The 19,417-nt window shown below is 70.6% G+C and carries 13 protein-coding genes and 1 pseudogene; 3 read left to right on the top strand and 11 right to left on the bottom strand.

The genetic code is table 11. The annotated features are described in order from the left end of the window. Positions 1 to 4: 4 nt before the first annotated feature. Positions 5 to 700, bottom strand: a complete 696-nt coding sequence (locus tag OZ403_RS29080) for a serine/threonine-protein kinase (RefSeq protein ID WP_237077526.1) — start codon at positions 698 to 700, stop codon at positions 5 to 7. 353 nt (positions 701 to 1,053) lie between these two features. Between OZ403_RS29080 and OZ403_RS29075 the strand changes: the two are divergent. Then, positions 1,054 to 1,973 (top strand): annotated as a pseudogene (locus OZ403_RS29075) (RluA family pseudouridine synthase). Positions 1,974 to 2,006: 33 nt separating this feature from the next. On the opposite strand, the gene OZ403_RS29070 reads toward OZ403_RS29075, so the two are convergent. Together OZ403_RS29070 and OZ403_RS29065 are read right to left on the bottom strand one after the other, a co-directional pair. Continuing rightward, positions 2,007 to 3,437 (bottom strand): hypothetical protein, encoded by a 1,431-nt coding sequence (locus tag OZ403_RS29070; RefSeq protein WP_268782309.1) that lies wholly within the window; start codon positions 3,435 to 3,437, stop codon positions 2,007 to 2,009. A gap of 62 nt (positions 3,438 to 3,499) precedes the next feature. Continuing rightward, complete coding sequence (locus tag OZ403_RS29065) at positions 3,500 to 4,510, bottom strand: ChaN family lipoprotein (RefSeq protein ID WP_268784911.1); 1,011 nt, start codon at positions 4,508 to 4,510, stop codon at positions 3,500 to 3,502. A gap of 219 nt (positions 4,511 to 4,729) precedes the next feature. Here OZ403_RS29065 and OZ403_RS29060 point away from each other — a divergent pair, with 219 nt between their 5' ends. Continuing rightward, on the top strand, positions 4,730 to 6,367 hold the full coding sequence (locus OZ403_RS29060; protein WP_140794564.1) for a hypothetical protein: 1,638 nt from the start codon (positions 4,730 to 4,732) through the stop codon (positions 6,365 to 6,367). A 52-nt stretch (positions 6,368 to 6,419) separates the two neighbouring features. On the opposite strand, the gene OZ403_RS29055 is transcribed toward OZ403_RS29060, so the two are convergent. From OZ403_RS29055 to OZ403_RS29045, 3 genes are all read right to left on the bottom strand, one after another. Next, positions 6,420 to 6,932: a hypothetical protein gene (locus OZ403_RS29055; RefSeq protein WP_140794563.1), complete on the bottom strand. Its 513-nt coding sequence runs from the start codon at positions 6,930 to 6,932 to the stop codon at positions 6,420 to 6,422. 143 nt (positions 6,933 to 7,075) lie between these two features. Then, positions 7,076 to 7,696, bottom strand: coding sequence for a hypothetical protein (locus OZ403_RS29050; protein WP_140794562.1), 621 nt, complete (start codon positions 7,694 to 7,696; stop codon positions 7,076 to 7,078). A gap of 71 nt (positions 7,697 to 7,767) precedes the next feature. After that, positions 7,768 to 9,783 (bottom strand): YgiQ family radical SAM protein, encoded by a 2,016-nt coding sequence (locus OZ403_RS29045; protein WP_140794561.1) that lies wholly within the window; start codon positions 9,781 to 9,783, stop codon positions 7,768 to 7,770. Positions 9,784 to 10,118: 335 nt separating this feature from the next. On the opposite strand from OZ403_RS29045, the gene OZ403_RS29040 reads away from it, so the two are divergent. Beyond that, positions 10,119 to 13,763, top strand: coding sequence for an AAA family ATPase (locus OZ403_RS29040; RefSeq protein ID WP_140799599.1), 3,645 nt, complete (start codon positions 10,119 to 10,121; stop codon positions 13,761 to 13,763). Between the two features lie 14 nt (positions 13,764 to 13,777). Here the strand turns inward: OZ403_RS29040 and OZ403_RS29035 are convergent, their stop codons facing one another. The 5 genes from OZ403_RS29035 to OZ403_RS29015 form a co-directional block, all read right to left on the bottom strand. Next, complete coding sequence (locus OZ403_RS29035; RefSeq protein WP_140799598.1) at positions 13,778 to 14,314, bottom strand: hypothetical protein; 537 nt, start codon at positions 14,312 to 14,314, stop codon at positions 13,778 to 13,780. Between the two features lie 35 nt (positions 14,315 to 14,349). Beyond that, positions 14,350 to 17,277: a CHAT domain-containing protein gene (locus OZ403_RS29030; protein WP_268782308.1), complete on the bottom strand. Its 2,928-nt coding sequence runs from the start codon at positions 17,275 to 17,277 to the stop codon at positions 14,350 to 14,352. Then, the gene (locus tag OZ403_RS29025) at positions 17,274 to 17,867 is read right to left on the bottom strand and encodes an RNA polymerase sigma factor (RefSeq protein ID WP_140799596.1); all 594 of its coding nucleotides are present in this window, start codon (positions 17,865 to 17,867) and stop codon (positions 17,274 to 17,276) included. Before OZ403_RS29025 ends, OZ403_RS29030 begins: the two co-directional genes overlap by 4 nt. Before the next feature lie 122 nt (positions 17,868 to 17,989). Beyond that, on the bottom strand, positions 17,990 to 18,685 hold the full coding sequence (locus OZ403_RS29020; protein ID WP_140794556.1) for a response regulator: 696 nt from the start codon (positions 18,683 to 18,685) through the stop codon (positions 17,990 to 17,992). 136 nt (positions 18,686 to 18,821) lie between these two features. Continuing rightward, positions 18,822 to 19,238 (bottom strand): EamA family transporter, encoded by a 417-nt coding sequence (locus OZ403_RS29015; protein ID WP_140794555.1) that lies wholly within the window; start codon positions 19,236 to 19,238, stop codon positions 18,822 to 18,824. Positions 19,239 to 19,417 lie beyond the last annotated feature (179 nt).

Below are 19,417 nucleotides of genomic sequence, written 5' to 3'. Positions count from 1 at the left end.
TCGCTCACGCCGCGCGCAGCAGCAGGAACATCAGCATCGCCAGCAGCGCCGCGATGCCCACGGCCAAGGGGCCCAGCGGCGCACGCTGGGTCAGCAGTCGCCGCGCGGAGATGGCGCTGTCGGGGCGGTCCTGGATGGCCTCCGAGAGCAGGCATTTCAGCAACCGACGCAGGTGCCGGGGCACGCCCCGGGGGAGTGGCTGAGTCTCCGGCAAGCCTCCCGTGAGCGCCTCGTGCAGGACGCGTCCCAGCGCATGCAGGTCTGACTGCGGGATGGCGCGGCCCCGCTGTCGTTGCTCGGGGGCCTGGTAGCCATGGGCACCAGGAGGCACGAGCGACAGGCCGAAGTTCGTCAGCATCGCGCCGTCCTTCGCGAGCAGGATGTTCTGGGGCCGCACGTCTCCGTGGACGAGGCCCGCGTCGTGCGCGGCGCCGAGCGCATCGAGCAATCGCAGCGCCAGTTGCTCCACCTCTTGGAAGGGCAGGGCGTTCACCCGGTCCAGCCGCGTCTCCAGGCCGGGCGCAATCACGGGCTCCAGGGCGTACCAGCAGTGGCCGCGCTCCTCGCCCACCGCCAGGACGCGGACGATGTCCGGGTGGCGGAGGCTCCGCAGTGTCTCCGCCTCCCGGTGGAAGCGCGCCCGCGCCTCCGCATCCGCTGTCACCGAGGGAGACATCACCTTCACCACGCATGGACCCACATGGCCTTCCGCTGCGTACAGCCGGCCCGTGGCGTCGGTGCCCAGGCGGGAGTTCAGCTGGAAGCCCGCCAGGGATTCACCCGTGAGGTCCGGCTCCGGCGGTGTGCTTCGCGTCTGTGCGCCGTGCGTGAGGTCCGCACCGCAGGCGGCGCAGGTGCGTCGCGGACCTGCCTCGGCACCAGGGTGGGGCGTATGACATGTGGGGCAGGTCGGATTCACGGGGCCGGGCCGGGTCGATTCTTCGCCATCTTCCGGGTCGTCCTCGTCGTCCGCAAGCCATGCTCCCGTGTGGCGTGGCGGGGACGCCGCCCAAGGACGTTGACTCGCCCCCCGCGTTGAGGGACGGGAAGCGCATGGCACAGCAGAAGGTCCAGGTTCCTCGTGAGGCCGCCGGTGAGCGGCTCGACCGCTTCCTGTCGAAGCAGGTCCCAGGCCTCAACCTGGAGCGGGCCCGTGCCCTGATTGATTCGGGAGCGGTTCGCATCCGGGGCAAGAAGTGCCAGCCCACGCGCAAGCTGTGGGGCGGTGAGGAGATTGAGCTCGAAAGGCCTGAGCCTCGCGCCGCGCCGGTGGCCTCTGCTGAAGGGCGGTGCTGCCGGTGCTTCATGACGATGCGGCCCTGGTCATCGTGAACAAGCCCCCGGGCATCGTGGTGGAGCCGGAAGGGCGCGCGGCCTCGGTGGTGGGGCTGCTCGCCGCCCAGCGTCCGCCCTTCGACGTGGAGGGCCTGGCTCAGCCCGGCGTGGTGCACCGCCTGGACCGGGAGACGAGTGGCTGTCTGGCCTTCGCGCGCACGGATACGGCCGCCGCCGCGCTGCTGCGCGCCTTCCAGGAGAAGCGCGTGGACAAGCGCTACTGGACGCTGGTGCTGGGGCAGCCTCCCTCACAGGGGCGCCTGGAGGGGCCCTATTCCAGAGATCCGGCGGACCCTCGGCGCTTCACCACCCGCGTTCCATCCGCGCGTCGCGCGGCGCTCTCCTTCGAGGTCCGCGAGCGCTTCGCGGATGCCGCCTTGTTGGAGGTCGACCTGGACACGGGCCGCACGCACCAGATTCGTGTGCAGCTCTCCGAGGCTGGCTTCCCCGTGCTGGCGGATTCACTCTACGGTCCCCCGGAGGCACGCGCGCATGCCGCGGCGCGGGCGCTGGGACGGCAGGCGCTGCATGCCTTCACCTTGGAACTGCCAAGCCCCGCTACCGGCCAGCCCGTCCGCGTCGAGGCGCCATTGCCCGAGGACTTCCAGCGAGCACTGGTGACGCTGCGCGGCGGGTGACGCGCACGGGGCCGCGTTACCGGGGCTCCGTTCCTAGAAGCGCACCTGGAGCAACAGGTTGCCGCCCACGATGTCCGGCGAATCCCAGACGACCGTGGCCACGCCCGTGTCGTCGTTGGCATAGGTGGTCCGGTTCGGGTCGCGTGTGTAGAAGAGCTCGGCCAGGACGCCCGCGACCTCGCCCAGGTCCCACCGCGCCGTGGCCTTCGCGGTGAGGATGGGGCTCCGCTCTTCGCCCACGGGCAGCGCGGAATACCCATTGTTGCCCCGAACGATGAGGGGGGTGATGAGCGGCCACATCGGCCGCGGAACCGGCGACTTCAGTGTGGCCGGGGCGGTGACGCGGACGAGGAAGCCGGGCGTGAGCCCCCAGTCCTGGAGGAAGTAGTCCGCCCCCACCGTCGCGGACAGCTCGGCAAGCGCCTCCGTCTGTTCGAACAGGGCGCTTTCCGCCGGGAAGAAGCCCGGTTGCGAAAGCACCATGAACGAGGGCGTCCTGTAGTACGCGAGCGCGTGAAGCCGGAGCTGGTTCCACTTGACCCGGGTCACCAGCGCCGCGGCGTGCGCGGCCTGCTTTCGCGTGGCCTCCAACACGGTCGACTCACTGTCGAGGAGTTGCTGGGTGACGTAGCTCCCTTCCAGCGCGACGTGGGCTCCAAAGCCACCGGGGTAGACGTCGGGGGCGAAGAAGTGCTCGAAGAAGGTCGGGTCTCCCTCGTAGAGCTCCAGGTCGACGTTCGCTCCGACGGGGACGCCATGGCGCCACATCATCCGCCCGGACACGCCGCGCGTGTAGATGTCGCGCTCCCGGGCATCCGCGTAGGGCACGCTCGCGGGGCCCAGGTCGAGGTTGGCCGCAGCGGCTTCCATCCGGAAGGCTTGGGAGAGGTTTACCCCGGCACCCGCCAGGAGCATGAGGCGCCGCTCCCGCTCCGTGGTCACGCCGTTCTGCAGGCTGGGGATCTTGGCGGCGACAAAGGCGTCCCATCGCCGCCGCGACAGGCGCAGCTCCATGCCCGGTTCGCCGCCAAGGCCCGTGCGTGTCATGGTCGAAATGCGTGCCCAGGCCACCGGGTTCTCGTAGCCCATGTACAGCCGGTTGGCTCTCACCGGGAACACCGTCATTGCCAGACGCTCATCGGGTGCCCAGGAGGAAGGCCGGTACCGGAGGCCGAAGAAGCTGGCGTTGTCCTGAAGCGTGGTGCCGGCGACGGCGACCGGATTGAGGAACAACGACAGTCCTGCTTCGGCACGCAGGCCGGACGCCAGCTCCGCCGTGCGCGCGTCCAGCGCGACGTGGAACCGCGTGGTGGCATCAGGGGCGCCGAAGTCGGTGTCTCCCGCGAGGAAGGACAGGCGCGTCTGGAGGAAGGAGCCTTCTGGCGCAGCGGGCTCCGTGGAGACGGACTCCGGGCTCTGTCCCAGAGCGATGATGAGCGAGGCGGCGAGGAGCGAGGACGTCATGGGCGCGCCGACATAGCCCAATTGCTGACATATTGGCTATGTCACGCCACGCGCCCCGGGAGTTACTTTTTGGGGCGCTTGAGGAGCGCCGCGCACGGGTCCTCCATGGGCATCGCCGGCGTGAACCAGACATAGTCGAAGGGCAGGGATTGCGCGCCGAAAGAGGCCGCGTAGTCCGCCGGCTCGGGCAGCTTCGGGTCGACCTCCAGCAATCCCACGGAGCGCACGTCCTTGCCGGGCGCACGGGCCGCGAGCTGCGCGGGAACGCCTCGGTCCGTCCGTGCATGGCCGTTGCCTGTGATAAGCACGCCGCCCTGGCCGGTGTCCGCGTTCGACAGCCGGTCCGCCAGGTGCGCGTCCCGCGCACGCTGGGCCTGCACCATGGGGCCGAGCATCTCCTTGGGCAGATGACCGCAGTGCGCCTCGTCCTGCTCCTGGCGCATCGCCTGCTCCACCGGCTCGGGCAGCGGCGTGTCCAAGGACAGGCGCTGGCGCAACTCGGGAGCCAGGGCCTCCGGACCGCGCATCACCAGTTCGCGCACCTGCGAGCGCGGCAGGTTGGCGGCGACGATGGGAAGCCCCGCCTCCAGCCCGGCCGCGAACACGGGCCGATACAGGGCCCAGTCCGGCCAGCCACTGCCCGCCCAGTTGACCGCGAGCGCGAGCGCCTCCGCGTCCCGCGGGGCCTGGGCCAGTGAGGCGTCCACCGCTGCTTGTTGCCCCACGTCGAGCATCTCGAAGGCCAGCGCGGGCTTCCGGCCTCCCTCGGTCAGAGCCTGGACGAGCCACGCCTGGAGTTGGTGGTGGTCGGGCTGGTCATGCCGCTCTCCCAGCACCACGAAGCGGGCCTGGGCGAGCGAGCGGCGCAGGGTGTCCGCGTCCACGAATCGGGCCGCCTTCACGTCCCAGATGCGGCCCGTGAGCGGATGCTCTCGGTGCAGAGGGGAGGACCACTCGTTGGGAAGCGGCGCCTGGACGCCAAGCTGCTCCACGGTGGAATCAGGACGCGTGGCGCTGGCGCGCGAGCAGGCGGTGGCGACCAGCAGGACGGAGGCGATGAGGAGCGTGCGCATCACGCGCGCCATTCATCCACAAGGCAGGCCTCGTGGACTACTCCCGGGTTGGCGAGGTGGTGGACCGGTGACAGCCGCTGGAGCGAGGGACGCCCCGGGAGGGACCCGACGGGATGGATAGGGCGCCGTGACGGATGCGTTTCCCTCCCCACCGGGAGGATTGTTGCGCCACCTCCCGCGCATGACGTTGCCACCTGTCGAACCAAAGGGGAGCAACGTATGCGTCAGGGGAAGTGGAAGCCCGCGCGGGCGGCGCGGTGGGGTGGCGTGTTTCTGGGAATGCTGCTGTCTGCCTGCGGTGGGGCGATGGAGGAAGTGCCCGAAGCCGTGCCAGAGGCGGTCCTGGATGCGCTGGCCCGTCGTGCCGAAACGTCCAACGCGTCCGATGAGAGCAAGCCCGTGTGGAAGAAGCAGCCCACGGGGCGGCCGGGAGAAGGCGTGGCCTTTGATGGAAAACAGTTCCTGGTCGTCTGGCAGGACGAACGCGAGGGGGGCGTCTTCGGCGCGCGGGTGACACCCAAGGGGAAGGTGCTGGACCCGGGGGGCTTTCCCATCAACGCGGGCAGCGGGTTGGATGGCGGGCAGCCTCGAGTGGCCTGGGACGGAAAGTTCTTCCTGGTCACCTGGGTCAGCGCTTCCGGTCTGGTGGCCGCCCATGTGGAGCGCGACGGGGATGTGCGCCGCCGGTTCGTCGTCTTCGGCTCCGATGAGGTGGGAGGGCCTCCAGGCATCGCCTGCGCGCATAAGCTGTGTCTGCTCGCCTTCCCCTTCATCGGCGATGTGGAGAGCATCATCAACGCCATCCGTGTGACGTCCGACGGAGACGTGTCCGAGCGCACGCAGCTCTCCGTTTCCGAATCCAACATGGCCATCAAGCCGGCGGTGGCCTGGGATGGCAAGCAGTTCCTGGTCGTCTGGAGCGACCAGCGCGGTGGAGTCCTCACACCGGACATCTTTGGGAACCGGGTGACGAAAGACGGCATCCGGCTGGATGGGGCTGGCGGTGTCCCGCTCGTCGTCCGTGAGGGCGCTCAAACCGTCCCCGACGTGACGTGGACGGGCAACCACTTCTTCGTCGTGTGGCAGGACGACAAGAACGATACCGCCGATGTCTACGGCGCCCGTTTCCGAAAGAACCTCGCGTTGGACGGGCCCGCGGCCTTCGGAATCGCCACGGGCGAGGGCGAGCAGACGGGGCCTCGGGTGGCGCCCAGTGGCAACAAGTCGCTCGTCGTCTGGGATGCCACCCGGCAGGGTATCCACCGCGTACGCGGTGTCCGGGTGGGGGACAACGGAAGCATCCTGGGCTCGAAGTCGGGCTTCACCATCTCCACGGGGGACTTCCAGCAGGAGATCGCGCCCGCCGTGGCGGCCGGAGACCACAAGTTCCTCGTCACCTACGCGGGCACGACGACAGGCACGGACGAATTCGGCCCGCACGAAATCCTGGCGACCCGTGTGACGCACGATGACACGGTGAAGGACAGGCCGGCGCTGCGCCTCACGCGCCCGTGGGGCCACAAGCCTCCGGTCGCCGCCTCGCGGGGCCCCGATGCCTATCTGGCGGTCTGGAGTGAGAATCTCTCCGGCACGCCGGGCATGCTGGCCGCTCGGGTGAGCCTGGATGGACAGTTGCTCGATGTGCCCGTCGTGTTGCCCGCCGGGGCGACGTCACGCGCGCCCGTGGTGGTGTGGGACGGGGCGGCCTGGTTCGTGGCGTGGGAAGAGGGCGCCGCTGACGCCACGGGATTCCAGGGGGCGCGCGTGAGTGGGGCGGGCCAGGCGCTGGAGGTGAGTCGCCTGTCAGGTTCCGCGCTGCTTCCTCTGGAGATGCTGGCGCCGTCCGCCGAGCGCTGACGGCGCACCTCCCAGCCAGGCGGGCACTCCGCCTGGCCCGGGAGCGGTCCTGCTACTTCGAGTCCACCACGACGACCATCCACCGGTCCGTGGCGTGGTCGATGCGGATGTTGGCGGCACCGGCCTCCTGGAACTGCTGGATGATGCCCTCCAGGAAGGTGAGGTGCTCCTTGGGCGCGTCCACGAAGATGTTCTTCGGGCCGTTGCCCTTCGCCTTGGCCTTCTTGGCGGGGGCGCCGGCCGCGCCGTTGATGGCCTCGGGGGCCGCGGCGGCGGCCTTCAGGCGGGAGGCGGCGTCGTCCCCCGTCGCCTCGGTCTCCTCGGCTTCGGGCTCGGCCTCCACTTCCGGGGCGGGGGCGGGCGCGGGCGCGGCGGCGACGGCCGTCGCGGCTTCGTCCTCGGCCTGCTCTCGGAGCTGGTTGAACGTCTTCATGTTGATGGTGCCGCCAAACTTATCCTTGAAGGACTCCAGCGCCTCCTTGCTGCTGATGTCCGGCTGCTGGCGGAAGAGGTCGAGCAGAAACGCGTGGCGCTCCTGGGTCTGCTCCTGGGTTGTCCTGGCCATCGTCTACGTGCTCCTGGGTGTGTCGCGATGTTGCGAAAGGCGGCGCACCCTATCCGGAGCCGTGTAGCGCCGCAAAGGGGGCCTGGGCCTCCCCTTCGCGGGCATGACTCGCGTGCGGAGGCACACGCGCTGGACGTGTGGTCTCAGTGCCGGGGCGGCGGCGGCGCGCTGTGGTCGCAGTGCAGCAACGACGGCGGGTCGAAGCAGGTGAAGCGCTGGTTGTCGAGCCGGCACACGCCGTCCGGCGTGTTGGCGCACTGCACCTCGGTGCGCGTGGCCTTGCAGTCATAGCCGCAGGCCATGTCCTCGGAGGCGTTGAGGCAGCGGGGCGCGGGCGTCTCCGCGCCGTACTGGTGGATGACGGCGTCCGGCGGGTCCCAACAGGTCAGCTTGTTGAAGTTCGTGGAGCAGACGCCGTAGGGCGTCCGGTTGCAGGCCACCTCGCCGTTGAACTGGCGGCAGTTGTAGCCGCAGGCCACCTGGCCCCGGCTCTCCTTGCACTCCGGCTTCGCGCTCGTGGTGGGCGGGTGCTGGATGGCGACCAGGGGCGGGTCCCAACAGTGCACGCTTCCCACCAGGACCTCACAGATGCCGTAGGGCGTCCGGGCACAGGCTGTTTGTGTTCCGGTCGTCTTGCACTGGTAGCCGCACACCGAGCGTCCCTGGGAGAAGACACACTGCGGAGGCGGGGGGCGGACCACGGGCTGTTCCGAGGTCGTCACGGGAGCCGTGGCGAGCCACAACGCGGAGAGGAGGCTGAGCATGGTGGGAGGCCCGACGAAAATCGCGGCGGTTTATTCAAACCGCGCGTTCGGGCTCCCATGTCCCAGGGCGCTCAGCGGGCGCGAGGCCCACCGGGACGGCGCGCCCGGGGACGCGCGGTTCCCTGCGGTCCGGGCCGGGGCGCGGCCTCGTGACGCGGCGCGGAAGCACCAGCGCCGGTGTCGCGCTCGGTACGCTGCCGGCGCGCGGCCTCCCCGGGCGACTCCGGCGGGACGAGCGCGTGGGGCCCGCGGCCGATGAGGTCCTCGCGGCCGGCCAGCTTCAGCGCCTCTCGCGCCAGCGGCCACTGCTCCGGGTTCCAGTAGAGCAGCAGCGCCTTCTGGAGCCGCTTCTCGCGCAGGCCCTGGGCCGTGTAGACGGGCTCCATCTTCAGCGGGTCCAGGCCCGTGAAGTACATGGCGGTGGCCATGGCCATGGGGGTGGGGATGAAGTCCTGCACCTGCCGGGGCCGCTTCCCGTTCTGCTTCAGCCACAGCGCCAGCTCCACCATGTCCTCCAACGTGGAGCCCGGGTGGCCGCTGATGAAGTAGGGGATGTCGTACTGCTCCTTGCCGGCCTCTTCGCTGGCGCACGCGAACATCTGCTGGAAGCGCTCGAAGCTCTCGATGCCGGGCTTCTTCATCTTCTCCAGCACGCGCGGGGATACGTGCTCCGGCGCCACGGACAGCTGCCCACCCACGTGGTGCGCGGCCAGCTCCTTCACGTACTCCGGCGAGCGTTCCGCCAGGTCGTAACGCACGCCGCTGGCGATGAAGACGTGCTTGACGCCGTCCTCCTTGCGCACGTCCTGCATGAGGCTGATGAGGGGGCCGTGGTCCGTCTGGAGGTTCTCACACACGCCCGGGTGGACGCAGGACAGCTTGCGGCACCGCTTCTCGATGTCCTCGCTCTTGCACTTGAGCTTGTACATGTTGGCGGTGGGGCCCCCCAGGTCGGTGATGGTGCCCCGGAAGTCGCCCATGCGGCGCAGGGCGCGGACCTCGCGCAGCACGCTCTCCGCGGAGCGGCTCTGGATGACGCGGCCCTCGTGCTCGGTGATGGAGCAGAAGGTGCAGCCGCCAAAGCACCCGCGCATGAGGACGATGGAGTGCTTCACCGTCTCGTAGGCGGGGATGCGCTCCCGGTACATCGGGTGCGGCACGCGGTTGAAGGGCAAGTCATACAGCTCGTCCATGGCCACGGACTTGCCTTCGGCGCCCGCGGTGCCCACGCCGTCCTCCAGCGGGAGCGCGGGCGGGTTCATGTAGATGGCGCGGTTGCCGTGGCGCTGCGCCAGCGGACGCGCGTTGCCCGGGTTGGTCTCCATCTGGAAGTCGCGGCTCATCACCGCGAAGGCGTGCTTGTCCTCGATGACCTGCTCGTAGGACGGCAGCACCACCGTCTTGCGGTCCGCGGCGCGCCTGGCCGGGTCCGCCTCCAGGGCGCGCATCTCCTCGTCGTTGATGGTGTACGCGGTGCCGCGCACGTCGCGGATGTCCTGGATGCGCTCGCCCTGGCGCATGCGGTCCGCGACTTCCATGATGGGGCGCTCGCCCATGCCGAAGACGAGCAGGTCCGCCTTGGCGTCGAAGAGGATGGAGCGGCGCACCTTCTCGCTCCAGTAGTCGAAGTGGGCGATGCGGCGGAGGCTGGCCTCGATGCCACCCAGGATGATGGGGACGTCGGGGTAGGCCTCACGGCAGCGCTGCGCGTAGACGATGGTGGCCCGGTCCGGCCGGCAGTTCGTCTGCCCGCCGGGGCTGTACTGGTCCTCCGAGCGGTTCTTCTTCTGGGCCGTCAGCCGGTTGAGCATCGAGTCCAGGTTGCCCGCGGCCACGCCGAAGAACATGCGCGGCGGCCCCAGCGCCTTGAAGGGCTCGGCCGAGTGCCAGTCCGGCTGGGGGAGGAGGCCCACCTTGAAGCCGCGCCCCTCCAGGAAGCGCGCGATGAGCACCGGCCCGAAGGCCGGGTGGTCCACGTACGCGTCCCCCGTCACGATGATGATGTCGCACTGCTCCCAGCCGCGCGCCTGCATGTCGGCACGGGTGGTGGGCAGGAAGGGATGGGCGTAGCGCGTCGAATAGGCCATGTCAGTGAGGGGGCGGGGGGGCTTCCACCCAGAACATCGGGAGGACGCGGAAGCAAGCCCGGCTGGAGAGGGTGTACACCGGGGCGGCCTGCCTTCCTACCCACCGCGCATGCACCCTGGGTGTGGCGCATTGACGGCGATCCAAGCCTCCCCTACCTTGGCCGGCCTCTTACATGTGGCGACCTGTTCGGGTGGGCAGGTCATGAAGTGTAGGTTTTGCGAGTGTTCGCCATGGCAGCCGCAGCGTCTTCTCCAGCCCTGCCGGATGTAACGGCCCCGCATGGCACCGGTGGCCCAGGGCCGGTGCGAGGCGAGGTGTGGAGGCCGCGCGTCCGATGATGCGTGGGCCGGAGGCGGGACGGGCGGGCGAGGCGGCGGAGCCCGGAGACGGGGACTCGCAGGCGCCATCGTCCACGCGTGAGTTGCATGTCGAGTACGACGATGCGCCTCCGCCCGAAGCCGCTCCGCCCCAGCGGGTAGGTTCAGTGCCGCGCTGGCGCAACACGTTCCAGGCACCCGAGCCGCGTCGTGAGGAGGAGGTGGCGCTGCGGCGCACCGAGACCGCGGTGCGTGTGGAGCCACCCCAGGCACCCGAGCCCACCGAGGAGAAGGCGGACGTGGCCCGGGCCCCGAATCCGTTGCTGCTCGTTTCCCGGATGGCGCGAGGACGGGAAGGCGGAGAGGACGTTCCGTCCCGGGATGTCTCCGCGCCAGAGGACGTCAGCCCCGCGGAGCGCGAGGCGATGCGCGCCGCGGTGGCCACCGGGAAGCGCCGCGAGCTCTGGGCTCCGCCCGCGTATCTTCCGGAGGACCTGCGGGAGGCGCTGCTGTCCGAGCGCAGCCAATACCGAGCGCAGCTGCTGCAGGACGTGCGCGAGGTCAGCCTCCAGGGGCCGGGGGTGCTGTCGCTCATCCCGCGACCGGCGGCGGACCCGGACTGGTCGGGAGGTTCGGTGCTCGGCTTCCTGGGGGAGGAGTGCGTCTTCGGCGGAGACGTCGTCCACCTGGATTTCGAATCGGGGCGGGTGTTCGCCGCGCCCAGCCACGGTGATGACGTGGACCGCCGCGCGCTGACCGCGGACCGCTGGTGCTACCGGCCCTATGACTTCGCAGAGGCTTTGTGCGCGGCGGCCTCCGCGTACGAAGAGCGGCAGGACGCCCTCGCCGAGTCTCTGAGCCGCGCCTGTGGGGAGGCGCCTCCGGTCTCTCTGACGCCTCGGGACGAGGCCCTGATTCCGGCCGACCGGCTGTGGCGCCAGCCCTGGGGCTGCATCTGGGGACCTCCCGGTACGGGCAAGACGACGGCCGTGGCGGACCTTATCGCGCGGGCGCTGCGCGCCTTCCCTGGCGAGCGCATCCTCGCGGTGGCGCCCACCAACCGCGCCGCGGACGAGCTGGTCCTCCGCGTCAGCGCGCTGTTGGAGCGCGAGCCCATTCCGCTGCGGCCCCTGGCGCGCAGCATCTTCCGTGGCGGCACCGGCGCGAGCGAGGCGCTGGTGAAGCTGCCCACCGTCATGCTGGAGGACACCAAGGGCGGCAAGCTGCGCGCCAGCATCGAGGAGCGGGAGCGGGAGCTCATCCTCCAGCGGGTGCGAGGCGGTCCCGCCCATGAGCTGGCCAAGCTCCAGGCGGAGCTGCGCGGGCTGCGCGGCAAGGTGAAGGACCCCACGCTCAAGGAAGTGGAGAAGGGGGACTGCCCGCTGGTGGTGGTCACCGTGCACCGCGCGCTGCGTCTGGTGTCGGAGTTGGAGGGAAAGCGGCACTTCGCGCGGCTGGTGGTGGACGAGGCCGGCATGGTGACCCGCGCGGCCACCGCGTTGATGGGGCCGCTGGCGGAGCGGGTGACGCTGGCGGGTGACCCGAAGCAGATTGGCCCGGTGAGCCGCGCCGCGGAGGGCGCGGGCAAGGGCACGCAGAAGTGGCTTCGCGGCAGCGGGCTGTCGCACCTGGAAGACGCGGTGAAGGACGCGGCGCGCGCGGACGTATTGCTGCTGCGCACCCAGCACCGCATGCACCCGGACATCGCGAAGGTGGTGAGCCACTTCTGCTACGGCGGCGCGCTGGAGGACGGCGACGTCGTCAAGCAGCGCGCGGAGCGGCCCGCCCCGGTGGCCTCGTTCCCCGCGGTGCGCGCGGGCTGGGTGGTGCTGGACGGGCTCACGCGAGATTCGAAGCGCCTTACGCACGGACGCGGGGAGACGGGCTCCGGCTACCAGCGCGAGCTGTCCGCCAACCTCGCCGTGTCCCTGGCGCGCGAGGCGGTGCGCTCCGGCCTCAGCGTCTTGTGTGTCACGCCCTACCGCGCGCAGGCCGCGCTGCTGCGCCGGCTGGGCAATGCCGCGGGTCTGCGCGGGGACGTCTTCAGCGCGTCCACCATCCATCGCCAGCAGGGCACCCAGTATGACGTGGTGCTGGTGGACACCGTCGCCGGAGGGAGGCCCTTTCCTCCCCACACGCTGGTGCCCATGCTCAACGTGGCCGCCAGCCGCGCGAAGGACTATCTGCTGGTCCTGGCCTCGCGCGACGAGGCCCGCGCCGCCACCATTCCCCAGCGCTTCCTGTCGCTGCTGCCGCGCCTTCGTGTGCACCCCGGTGAGCCGCTGCGCCTGGAGCCGCTGCCCGTGCCGCAGCGCGCGCCGCCGCCACCCCCCCCGCCGGTGCCGGTGGACCTGGGCGCGGAAATCTCGGGCGCGCGGCCCGGCAAGCCCCTCTTCACACACGAGCAGGTGTCCCTCTTCGAGCGCCGCTTCGACGACGGGCACCACCTGGTGCGGGGCGTGGCGGGCAGCGGCAAGACGTACGTGCTGGCGCATTGGGTGGCGCGCTACCTGCTGGAGCACTCCGAAGCGCAGGTGCTGGTGTCCTTCTTCAACCGTGCGCTGGCCCCGCTGGTGGACAAGTTGTTGGTGGAGGCGCTGGCCCAGCGCGCGGGCCGCTTGCGGGTGCGCGAGCTGCGCGCGCGGGTGACGGTGCGGCACGTGGGGGCGCTGCGCCGTCATGCGCCCGCCTCCTTCGATGGCGTCTTCGTGGACGAGGCGCAGGACATGGACGCCAAGGCGCTGGCCATGCTCCACGCGCTGGTGCGTCCGGACACGCTGCCGGACGGGCGCGAGGTGCGCTGCTTCCAGCTCTTCATGGACGACTCGCAGAACGTCTATGGCCAGGTGCCCATCGACGCGCTCAAGGAACAGCTGCCTGAAGGGCTGTCGTTCCGCGGCCGCACCCGCGTCCTCAAGGAGACGTTCCGCGCCACCCGGGACATCCTCGACGTGGCCTTCAACGTGGTGCTGGACCCGCTGCGCCAGCACGCCGCGGCCGAGCCCGGCATGCGCGAATACATGAAGGTGGGCGAACTGGCGCGCGAGGGGCTCGTCTGGCTTCCGGAAGAGACGCTGGAAGGCCTCTTCCGCGTGCAGTCCACCGAGCGCGGCGGCGTGCTACCCCAGGTGCGCGGCTTCGCTTCCAGCGCCAGCGAGGCGCGGCAGGTGGCTCGCGAGGTGGCCCGCCTCATCCGCGAGGAGGGGGTCCACCCCAGTGACATTCTCGTGGTGGCCCCCGTCATGCCCTCCCAGTACACGGAGGCGCTCAAGCGCGCGGGCGTGCCCGCGGAGGCCTACGGCGGCAAGGGTGGGCGCAACGTGACGGACTTCCGCGTCAGTGGCGTGGACCACGTGCGCGCCACCACGGTGTTCTCCTGCAAGGGGCACGAATGCCCCATCGTCTTCTTCGCGGGCCTGGACGCGCTGGACACCGCGGAGCAGTGGATGGCCGGTGCCCGCGAGCGCTCGGCCCGGGAGAACGAGCGCATCCGCCGCGCCATGTTCTACGTGGGCGCGACGCGCGCGATGAAGCGGCAGTACCTCACCGGAGTGAAGGGCGCGCGCTTCCTCCGCGTGGCCGCCACCTACGTGGAGACGTTGAGCGGGCTCGTGCCGGCGGCTCCATCCCCCGAGGGAGCCTCGGGGGCGGACGCGCGGTAGCCCCGCGTGGACCGTTACTTCGAGATGCGCCGGGGCGCGGGCACGTGCACCTGGACGCCGGCGCGGTGCGCCGTCTGCAGGACGTTCACGGCCAGTTGCTTCACGTAGCGCTCCGTGATGGCGATGCGCCGCTTCTCCTCCTTGATGGGGTTCGGGTCGCCGGACGTCTCATGCTTGGGGTCGATGGCCAGGTCCACGCAGCCATCCGGCGACGTCAGGGAGTCCCGGCAGTTGACGGACATGGCAACGGTGACGCTGCTGGTGGGCGCGAGGGCCGCCTGCGTGGCCTCGCCCGTGGACTCGGTGTCGAGCGACTGGGGGTCCGCGACCGCGTATGCACGCTTGCCATCCCGTCGCTCCACCACGGTGCCCGTGCGCGGGTCCACCACGTAGGTGGAGCGCCGTTGGGGATTGCGGACGTCTTGCAGGGTGATGCGGACATCGGTGCCCGCCGGGATGTCCTCCGAGGGGTTCCAGTCCGGCGTGTTGCCGATGTGCCGGCAGGCCGAGGCCAGGAACAGACACGAGAGGGGGAGCAGGTACTTCTTCATGGGGATGAACTCACTCGATGGATGAGGGGAGGGGACTACTCGAAGAGGAGCACCTGCTGGACCCAGGAGCTGGCGTGTCGCCGCAACCATGCCTGACGTTCGTCGCGCAGGGCCACGGTCGCGGGGACGCCTTCGCGAATCCGCGCGAGGACGGGCTCGAAGAAGGCGTGCGCTTCGTCGTCGGGAATCTCCTGCGTGGCGGCGAGGACGGCCCGCGCTCCGGATTCGATGAAGGCCAGCGGCAGTCCGAAGTTCTCATGCAGGTACGCGCTGGTATGGCCCGCGTAGCAGGCCGCGAGCAGCACCACCGGCCGGCCCCGCAGCCGCTGTCCCTTCAGGTCGCCCGTGGTGAGCGCGAAGCGCCCGCCCGTGGCCTCCGGTGAGAGCACGAGGACGGAGGCATCCGCCACCGACGGGTCGATGATGCCGTGCGCGTGGACCTGCACCTCGGTTGCATCCCGCATGGCGGCGAGGACGCGCGGCGGCGTGGCCTCGGCTCCGCGGAGCAGGGTGAGGCCCTCGCCCGTGTCGCTGGCCGGGTTCCACGCGCGCAGCGTGGGCAGGTGCAGCGACGCGGGCGCCAGCACGTCCGTCACGATGAGCCGCTGGGCCTTCGCTTGGGACGGCGGCGTATTGGGCAGGCCGCCCACCCGGTAGGACCAGGCGATATCGGACGGCAGCAGCCCCGCGCGCCCCTGCACCGGCGGCCTCGCGAGGATGTCCACGCTGGGGCAGGCGCGCAGGGCCTTCACCACCGCGCCGGGCACCAGGCCTTCGACGCCTTCCAGCGGCGCCGTCCGGCCGGTGTCGTGGTGGCCGAGGAGGCGTCCCTCCGCGTCCCGGGCCACGACGAAGGTCCGCTCGTCGTCCACCGTGACGCCCAGCACGCAGCGCTCCGGTGCGGGCATGGCGTGCTCCTCGGCGAAGAGGGCCAGCCCCTGCGCCAGTTCGCCCGTCCGGCCCGCGTCGAAGATGAGTGACGTGTAGCTGTAGACGCGGGCCTTGCGCGCGCTCACGTTCGCCGCCGGCAGCTTGGTGGTGTCGGCCAGCGCCTGCCGTAACAGCGCCTGCCCCCTGTGCGCGTCCTGCTCCAGGTGGAAGCGTCCCTCGATGTGGCGCAGCAGCGCGAGGTCCCCCGCGTCCTGCGTGCCCGAATCGCGCAGCGCCTCCAGGCCCTGCTCCAGCAGCCGCGCGTCCTCCGGCTTGCGGAAGGGCGTGCGGGCCAGGTCGGCCAGCAGGGCCAGCCGCGCCATGGAGGGCTTTTGACTGCACTGGATGGCCCGGTCGAGCAGCTCCCGGGCACCCGCGACATCCAGCGCGCGGTGGTGCGCGAGCGCCAGGCTGGTGAGCGCCACCTCGGAGTCCGCGCAGCCCTCGGGCGTCTGGAGCAGCAGCTCCTCCACGTAGGCCCGGGCCAGCACCAGGTCTCCCTGCGTCCGGGCCACCTGTCCCAAGTCCTGGAGCAGGTTCCGCTGCGAACCCCACTCCCGGCTGTCGCGCGCGGCGCGCAGGGCGCCCACGAAGCGGGCGCGTGCATCGACGGGGCGGTGCAGCCGCGCCATCACCAGCCCCAGCTCCCGCTGCATCAACATGCACCGGTACAGCTGCCTCCCGGAGGCCGTGCACGTCTTCACCGCGGCCTGGAGCCGCTCCCGCGCGCGCTGCGGGGCATCCGCCAGGGCGTCCGCCCGGGCCTGCCGCTCCTCGGCCAGCAGCGCGAACCACGGGTCCTTCGTCTCCAACGCGAGCGCCCGGTACTCGTCCGGGAACTGGCGCGGGTCCGCATAGGCGAGCGCGCCCAGCAGCAGGTCCTCTTGCCGGGCTTCGCGCAGCCGCGACAGGAAGGACTCCAGCGCGGCGCCCTTCACCTCGCCCCGGGTGAGGCGTGCGTACTCACTGGCCAGGGGCGTGCGTGCGGAGAAGTCCCGCCGCGCGGTGCGACGCAGGGCATCTTCCAGGTGCGTGCCGTCCTCCTTGCGGTCCAGCACCACCGCCAGGGGATGCAGGGACTCCACGCGCTCGGGCGAGGCCGCGGCGCGCAGGGCGTTGTAGAGGCACACGCGCGCCATGCCTGGCAGTGTCTCCGCCTGCGCGGTGGAGAGTGGCGCGCCGCCATCCACCATGCGTTGGCAGTCCTGCCGCATGCCCTTCCAGTCCTTCCGCTCCTGCTCCGCCGCGTTTCGCAGCGCCTGGGCGCGCTGGGCGGCCTCGTCGCTCCAACCGCGCTCGCCGAGCTGCGCCACCTGTTCGAAGGACTCCGCGGCGCGCAGTGACAGGCCGAGCCGCTGGAGCGCCAGCGCCTGGTTCCAGAGCGCCTGGGCATGGCGAGGCTTCCGCTTCAGCGCGCGCTCCAGCAGGACGAGCGCCTTCTCCGGTTCATCCTGTTGGAGCGCCAGGGCCGCGCGGTCCGTGTCCAGGTCGGCGGAGGCGGGCAGCTTGTCGAGGAACGCGGAGGCCTGGGCCAGGTCACCGCGCAGCAGGAAGGCCGAGGCGATGCCCCGGTGGTCCGCCGCTTCCTCCAGCCGGGCCAGCTCGCGCAGCGCCAGGGCCTGGGGCCGGGCGCCCGTGCCGCTGCGCATCACCTGGTAGGGCCGGTGTCCGTCCGCGCCGGGATGGGTGAGGCGGACTTCCAGGGGCCGGGTGGCCGCTTCCGCCAGCCAGAGCTCGGGGGCGGCGTCGGTGGGCTGCGTCTGGGGGACCAGCACGAGCGCGGCCAGGCCCGCGGCGAGCGCGAGCGGCACCACCATGAGCCAGGACTTGTTCCTCCAGCGCGAAGTCGCGCCGAGGCGCTCCGGCCCCGGGCTGTTCAGCGCGTCGTCGGAGAGCAACTCCAGGGCGAGCAGCTCCTTCATCCGCGACTCGCACGCCGCGCAGCGGGCCAGGTGGTGGCGGAAGTTCTCCGCGTCCGCGGGGAGCATCTCCCCGTCGACGAAACGCTCCAGGTTGTCGCAGACGCTGCTCATGATTCAGCCATGCCTTCGTGCGAGGCGTCCTTGCCGCCCAGCAGCTCGCGCAGCGCCTGCCGCGCCTCCGTGAGCCACCGTCCCACCGTCCCTTCCGTCGAGCGGAGTTGCTGGGCAATGGCCCGGTACCGCAACCCCGCGACGTGCAGGCGATAGGCGTCGCGCAGGTGCGGCGGGCGCAGCTGGTCGATGGCCCGCTGGAACTCGTCGCGAGACACGCGTTCCCACCGCTCCTGGGGCGCCGCTTCGCTTTCGGCGTCCAGGTCCTGCACCAGGCGCAGCATGGGCGCGCCCATGACCTCGGTCCGCCGCCGCCGGCAGTGGTCCAGGAAGCGGTTGCTCATCGTGGTGCTCAACCAGACGCTCACCGCCCCCGTGTTCTCCTCCACCAGCTTGTCGAAGTGGCGGTAGGCGCGCTCCAGCGTCTCCTGCACCAGGTCCTCCGGGTCGATGGCTCCACCCGAGCACAATCGCCGGGCGATTCGAACCAACGCCGGCCGCCGTGCTCGCGCGAACGCGTCGAATTGACGGCGGTGCCCATCGCCCGGCGCGGCGGGGCCCTCTGTTGTCCTGCTCTCGTGTCGTTCCACCGGTGGGCTGCCCCCTGCGCACGGTGAGAACGGGCCGGGGAGATTCCCTTCGGTGAAATCGGACGGCGCGATGCGTTATCGGGCGAGGTTGGTGTGTGGATGTCGGGCGGATGGTGTCGCTGTCAGGCGTCGCTCGCGCCAGGGCGGAGGGCGTTGACGGTTTCCAGGGTGGGCACCGGCACCTCCAGCCGGAGCCGCTGGGGACCACCGACGTCCGCCATGAAGGACAGGCGCCCGCCGTAGCGCTCGAGCAATCCACCCACCACCTTGAGGCGGTCGTCGGCCAGCAGGCCCGCGAAGCGCTCGATGAGCGAAACGGCCTGGTCCGCCGGGAAGGACGGGTCGGCCACCTGCACCTTGAGCACCATGGACGCGGCCGACATACCCACCTCCGCGTTCACTCCGTCCGGCGCTTCCCGGAAGGGGGCGTAGAGGCACGCCATCGTCTCGCGGTGCCGCAGCAGGCCCTTGAGGTACGTCACCAGCTCCGCGTCGTCCCAGGGCTTGCTGATGAACCGGCAGATTTCGCCCTCGTTCACGGAGGCCACCACGGACTTGAAGTCCGCATAGCCGGAGATGATGAGGCGCAGGGCCAGCGGATGGCTGCGTTTGAGGCGCTGGAGCAGTTCGCTGCCCGTCATTCCTGGCATCCGGAAATCCGTCAGGACGATGTCCGGGCTGAATCCTTCCAGCCGCTCCAACGCCTCGTTGCCATTGAAGGCAATCTGGACCTCGAATCCCTCTCGCTTCAACAGACGCTGCAGCGCGCGTGCGATGGGCTGCTCATCGTCGACCACCAGAACCTTGAACGCATCCATGACAACGTCGCTCCTCGGGCGCGCACTCTAGACCGGGCACCTACGGAAAATCCCAGGGTCTGGAAAATGAATGCCGGGTCATGCGCGCACCTGCGACAGGGTGGGTGTGATTGCTTCGCCGCATTGCACCTGGGGTTCATTTCAACGTCAGCAATGCACCCACGGCCATGAGCGTCACGCCCACACCCATCCGCCACGTGAGGGGTTCGTGGAGGATGAGGAACGCCAGCAGGAGGGTGAGCGGCAGGCTGAGCTTGTCCAGGGGCGCCACGCGGGAGGCGGGCCCGAGCTGGAGCGCGCGGAAGTAGGCCAGCCACGACAGGCCCGTGGCCACGCCGGAGAGCACCAGGAAGAGGAGTGTCTTGCGGCTGATGGAAGGCAGGGCGTGATGCTCCCCGCGCGCCAGGGAGATGCTCCAGGCGAACACCAGAATCACGACGGTGCGGATGGCGGTGGCGAGCGTGGACGGAATGCCTTCCACGCCCACCTTCGCCAGCACCGCCGTCAGTGCCGCGAAGCCCGCGGAGAGCAGTGCATAGACCCACCACGCCATCGAAATCCCCAGGTACGGGAGCCGGCGGAATGCCGCTCATGGTCATCGACCTACCAGTGCGGGGCGGCGCTGTCAGGAGCGACTGGCGGTGGGGCGGCTCCTGGCATATGTCGGGGGGCTTCACACACGCCAGAAGGAGCCCGTCACTGTCCCAGGCAAGAAGGCCTTCATTCCTCCTG

Origin of the sequence: Myxococcus sp. NMCA1, from assembly GCF_026810205.1 — a bacterium.
Classification (GTDB): domain Bacteria; phylum Myxococcota; class Myxococcia; order Myxococcales; family Myxococcaceae; genus Myxococcus; species Myxococcus xanthus_A.
This window is presented reverse-complemented; position numbering and strand designations above follow the sequence as displayed.

Excerpts from the sequence above, each read along its gene's own strand:
- OZ403_RS29070 (WP_268782309.1), bottom strand. The coding sequence starts at position 3,437 with ATGACGTCCTCGCTCCTCGCCGCCTCGCTCATCATCGCTCTGGGACAG.
- OZ403_RS29065 (WP_268784911.1), bottom strand. The coding sequence starts at position 4,510 with ATGCGCACGCTCCTCATCGCCTCCGTCCTGCTGGTCGCCACCGCCTGC.
- OZ403_RS29060 (WP_140794564.1), top strand. The coding sequence starts at position 4,730 with ATGCGTCAGGGGAAGTGGAAGCCCGCGCGGGCGGCGCGGTGGGGTGGC.
- OZ403_RS29055 (WP_140794563.1), bottom strand. The coding sequence starts at position 6,932 with ATGGCCAGGACAACCCAGGAGCAGACCCAGGAGCGCCACGCGTTTCTG.
- OZ403_RS29050 (WP_140794562.1), bottom strand. The coding sequence starts at position 7,696 with ATGCTCAGCCTCCTCTCCGCGTTGTGGCTCGCCACGGCTCCCGTGACG.
- OZ403_RS29045 (WP_140794561.1), bottom strand. The coding sequence starts at position 9,783 with ATGGCCTATTCGACGCGCTACGCCCATCCCTTCCTGCCCACCACCCGT.
- OZ403_RS29040 (WP_140799599.1), top strand. The coding sequence starts at position 10,119 with ATGATGCGTGGGCCGGAGGCGGGACGGGCGGGCGAGGCGGCGGAGCCC.
- OZ403_RS29035 (WP_140799598.1), bottom strand. The coding sequence starts at position 14,314 with ATGAAGAAGTACCTGCTCCCCCTCTCGTGTCTGTTCCTGGCCTCGGCC.
- OZ403_RS29030 (WP_268782308.1), bottom strand. The coding sequence starts at position 17,277 with ATGAGCAGCGTCTGCGACAACCTGGAGCGTTTCGTCGACGGGGAGATG.
- OZ403_RS29020 (WP_140794556.1), bottom strand. The coding sequence starts at position 18,685 with ATGGATGCGTTCAAGGTTCTGGTGGTCGACGATGAGCAGCCCATCGCA.
- OZ403_RS29015 (WP_140794555.1), bottom strand. The coding sequence starts at position 19,238 with ATGGCGTGGTGGGTCTATGCACTGCTCTCCGCGGGCTTCGCGGCACTG.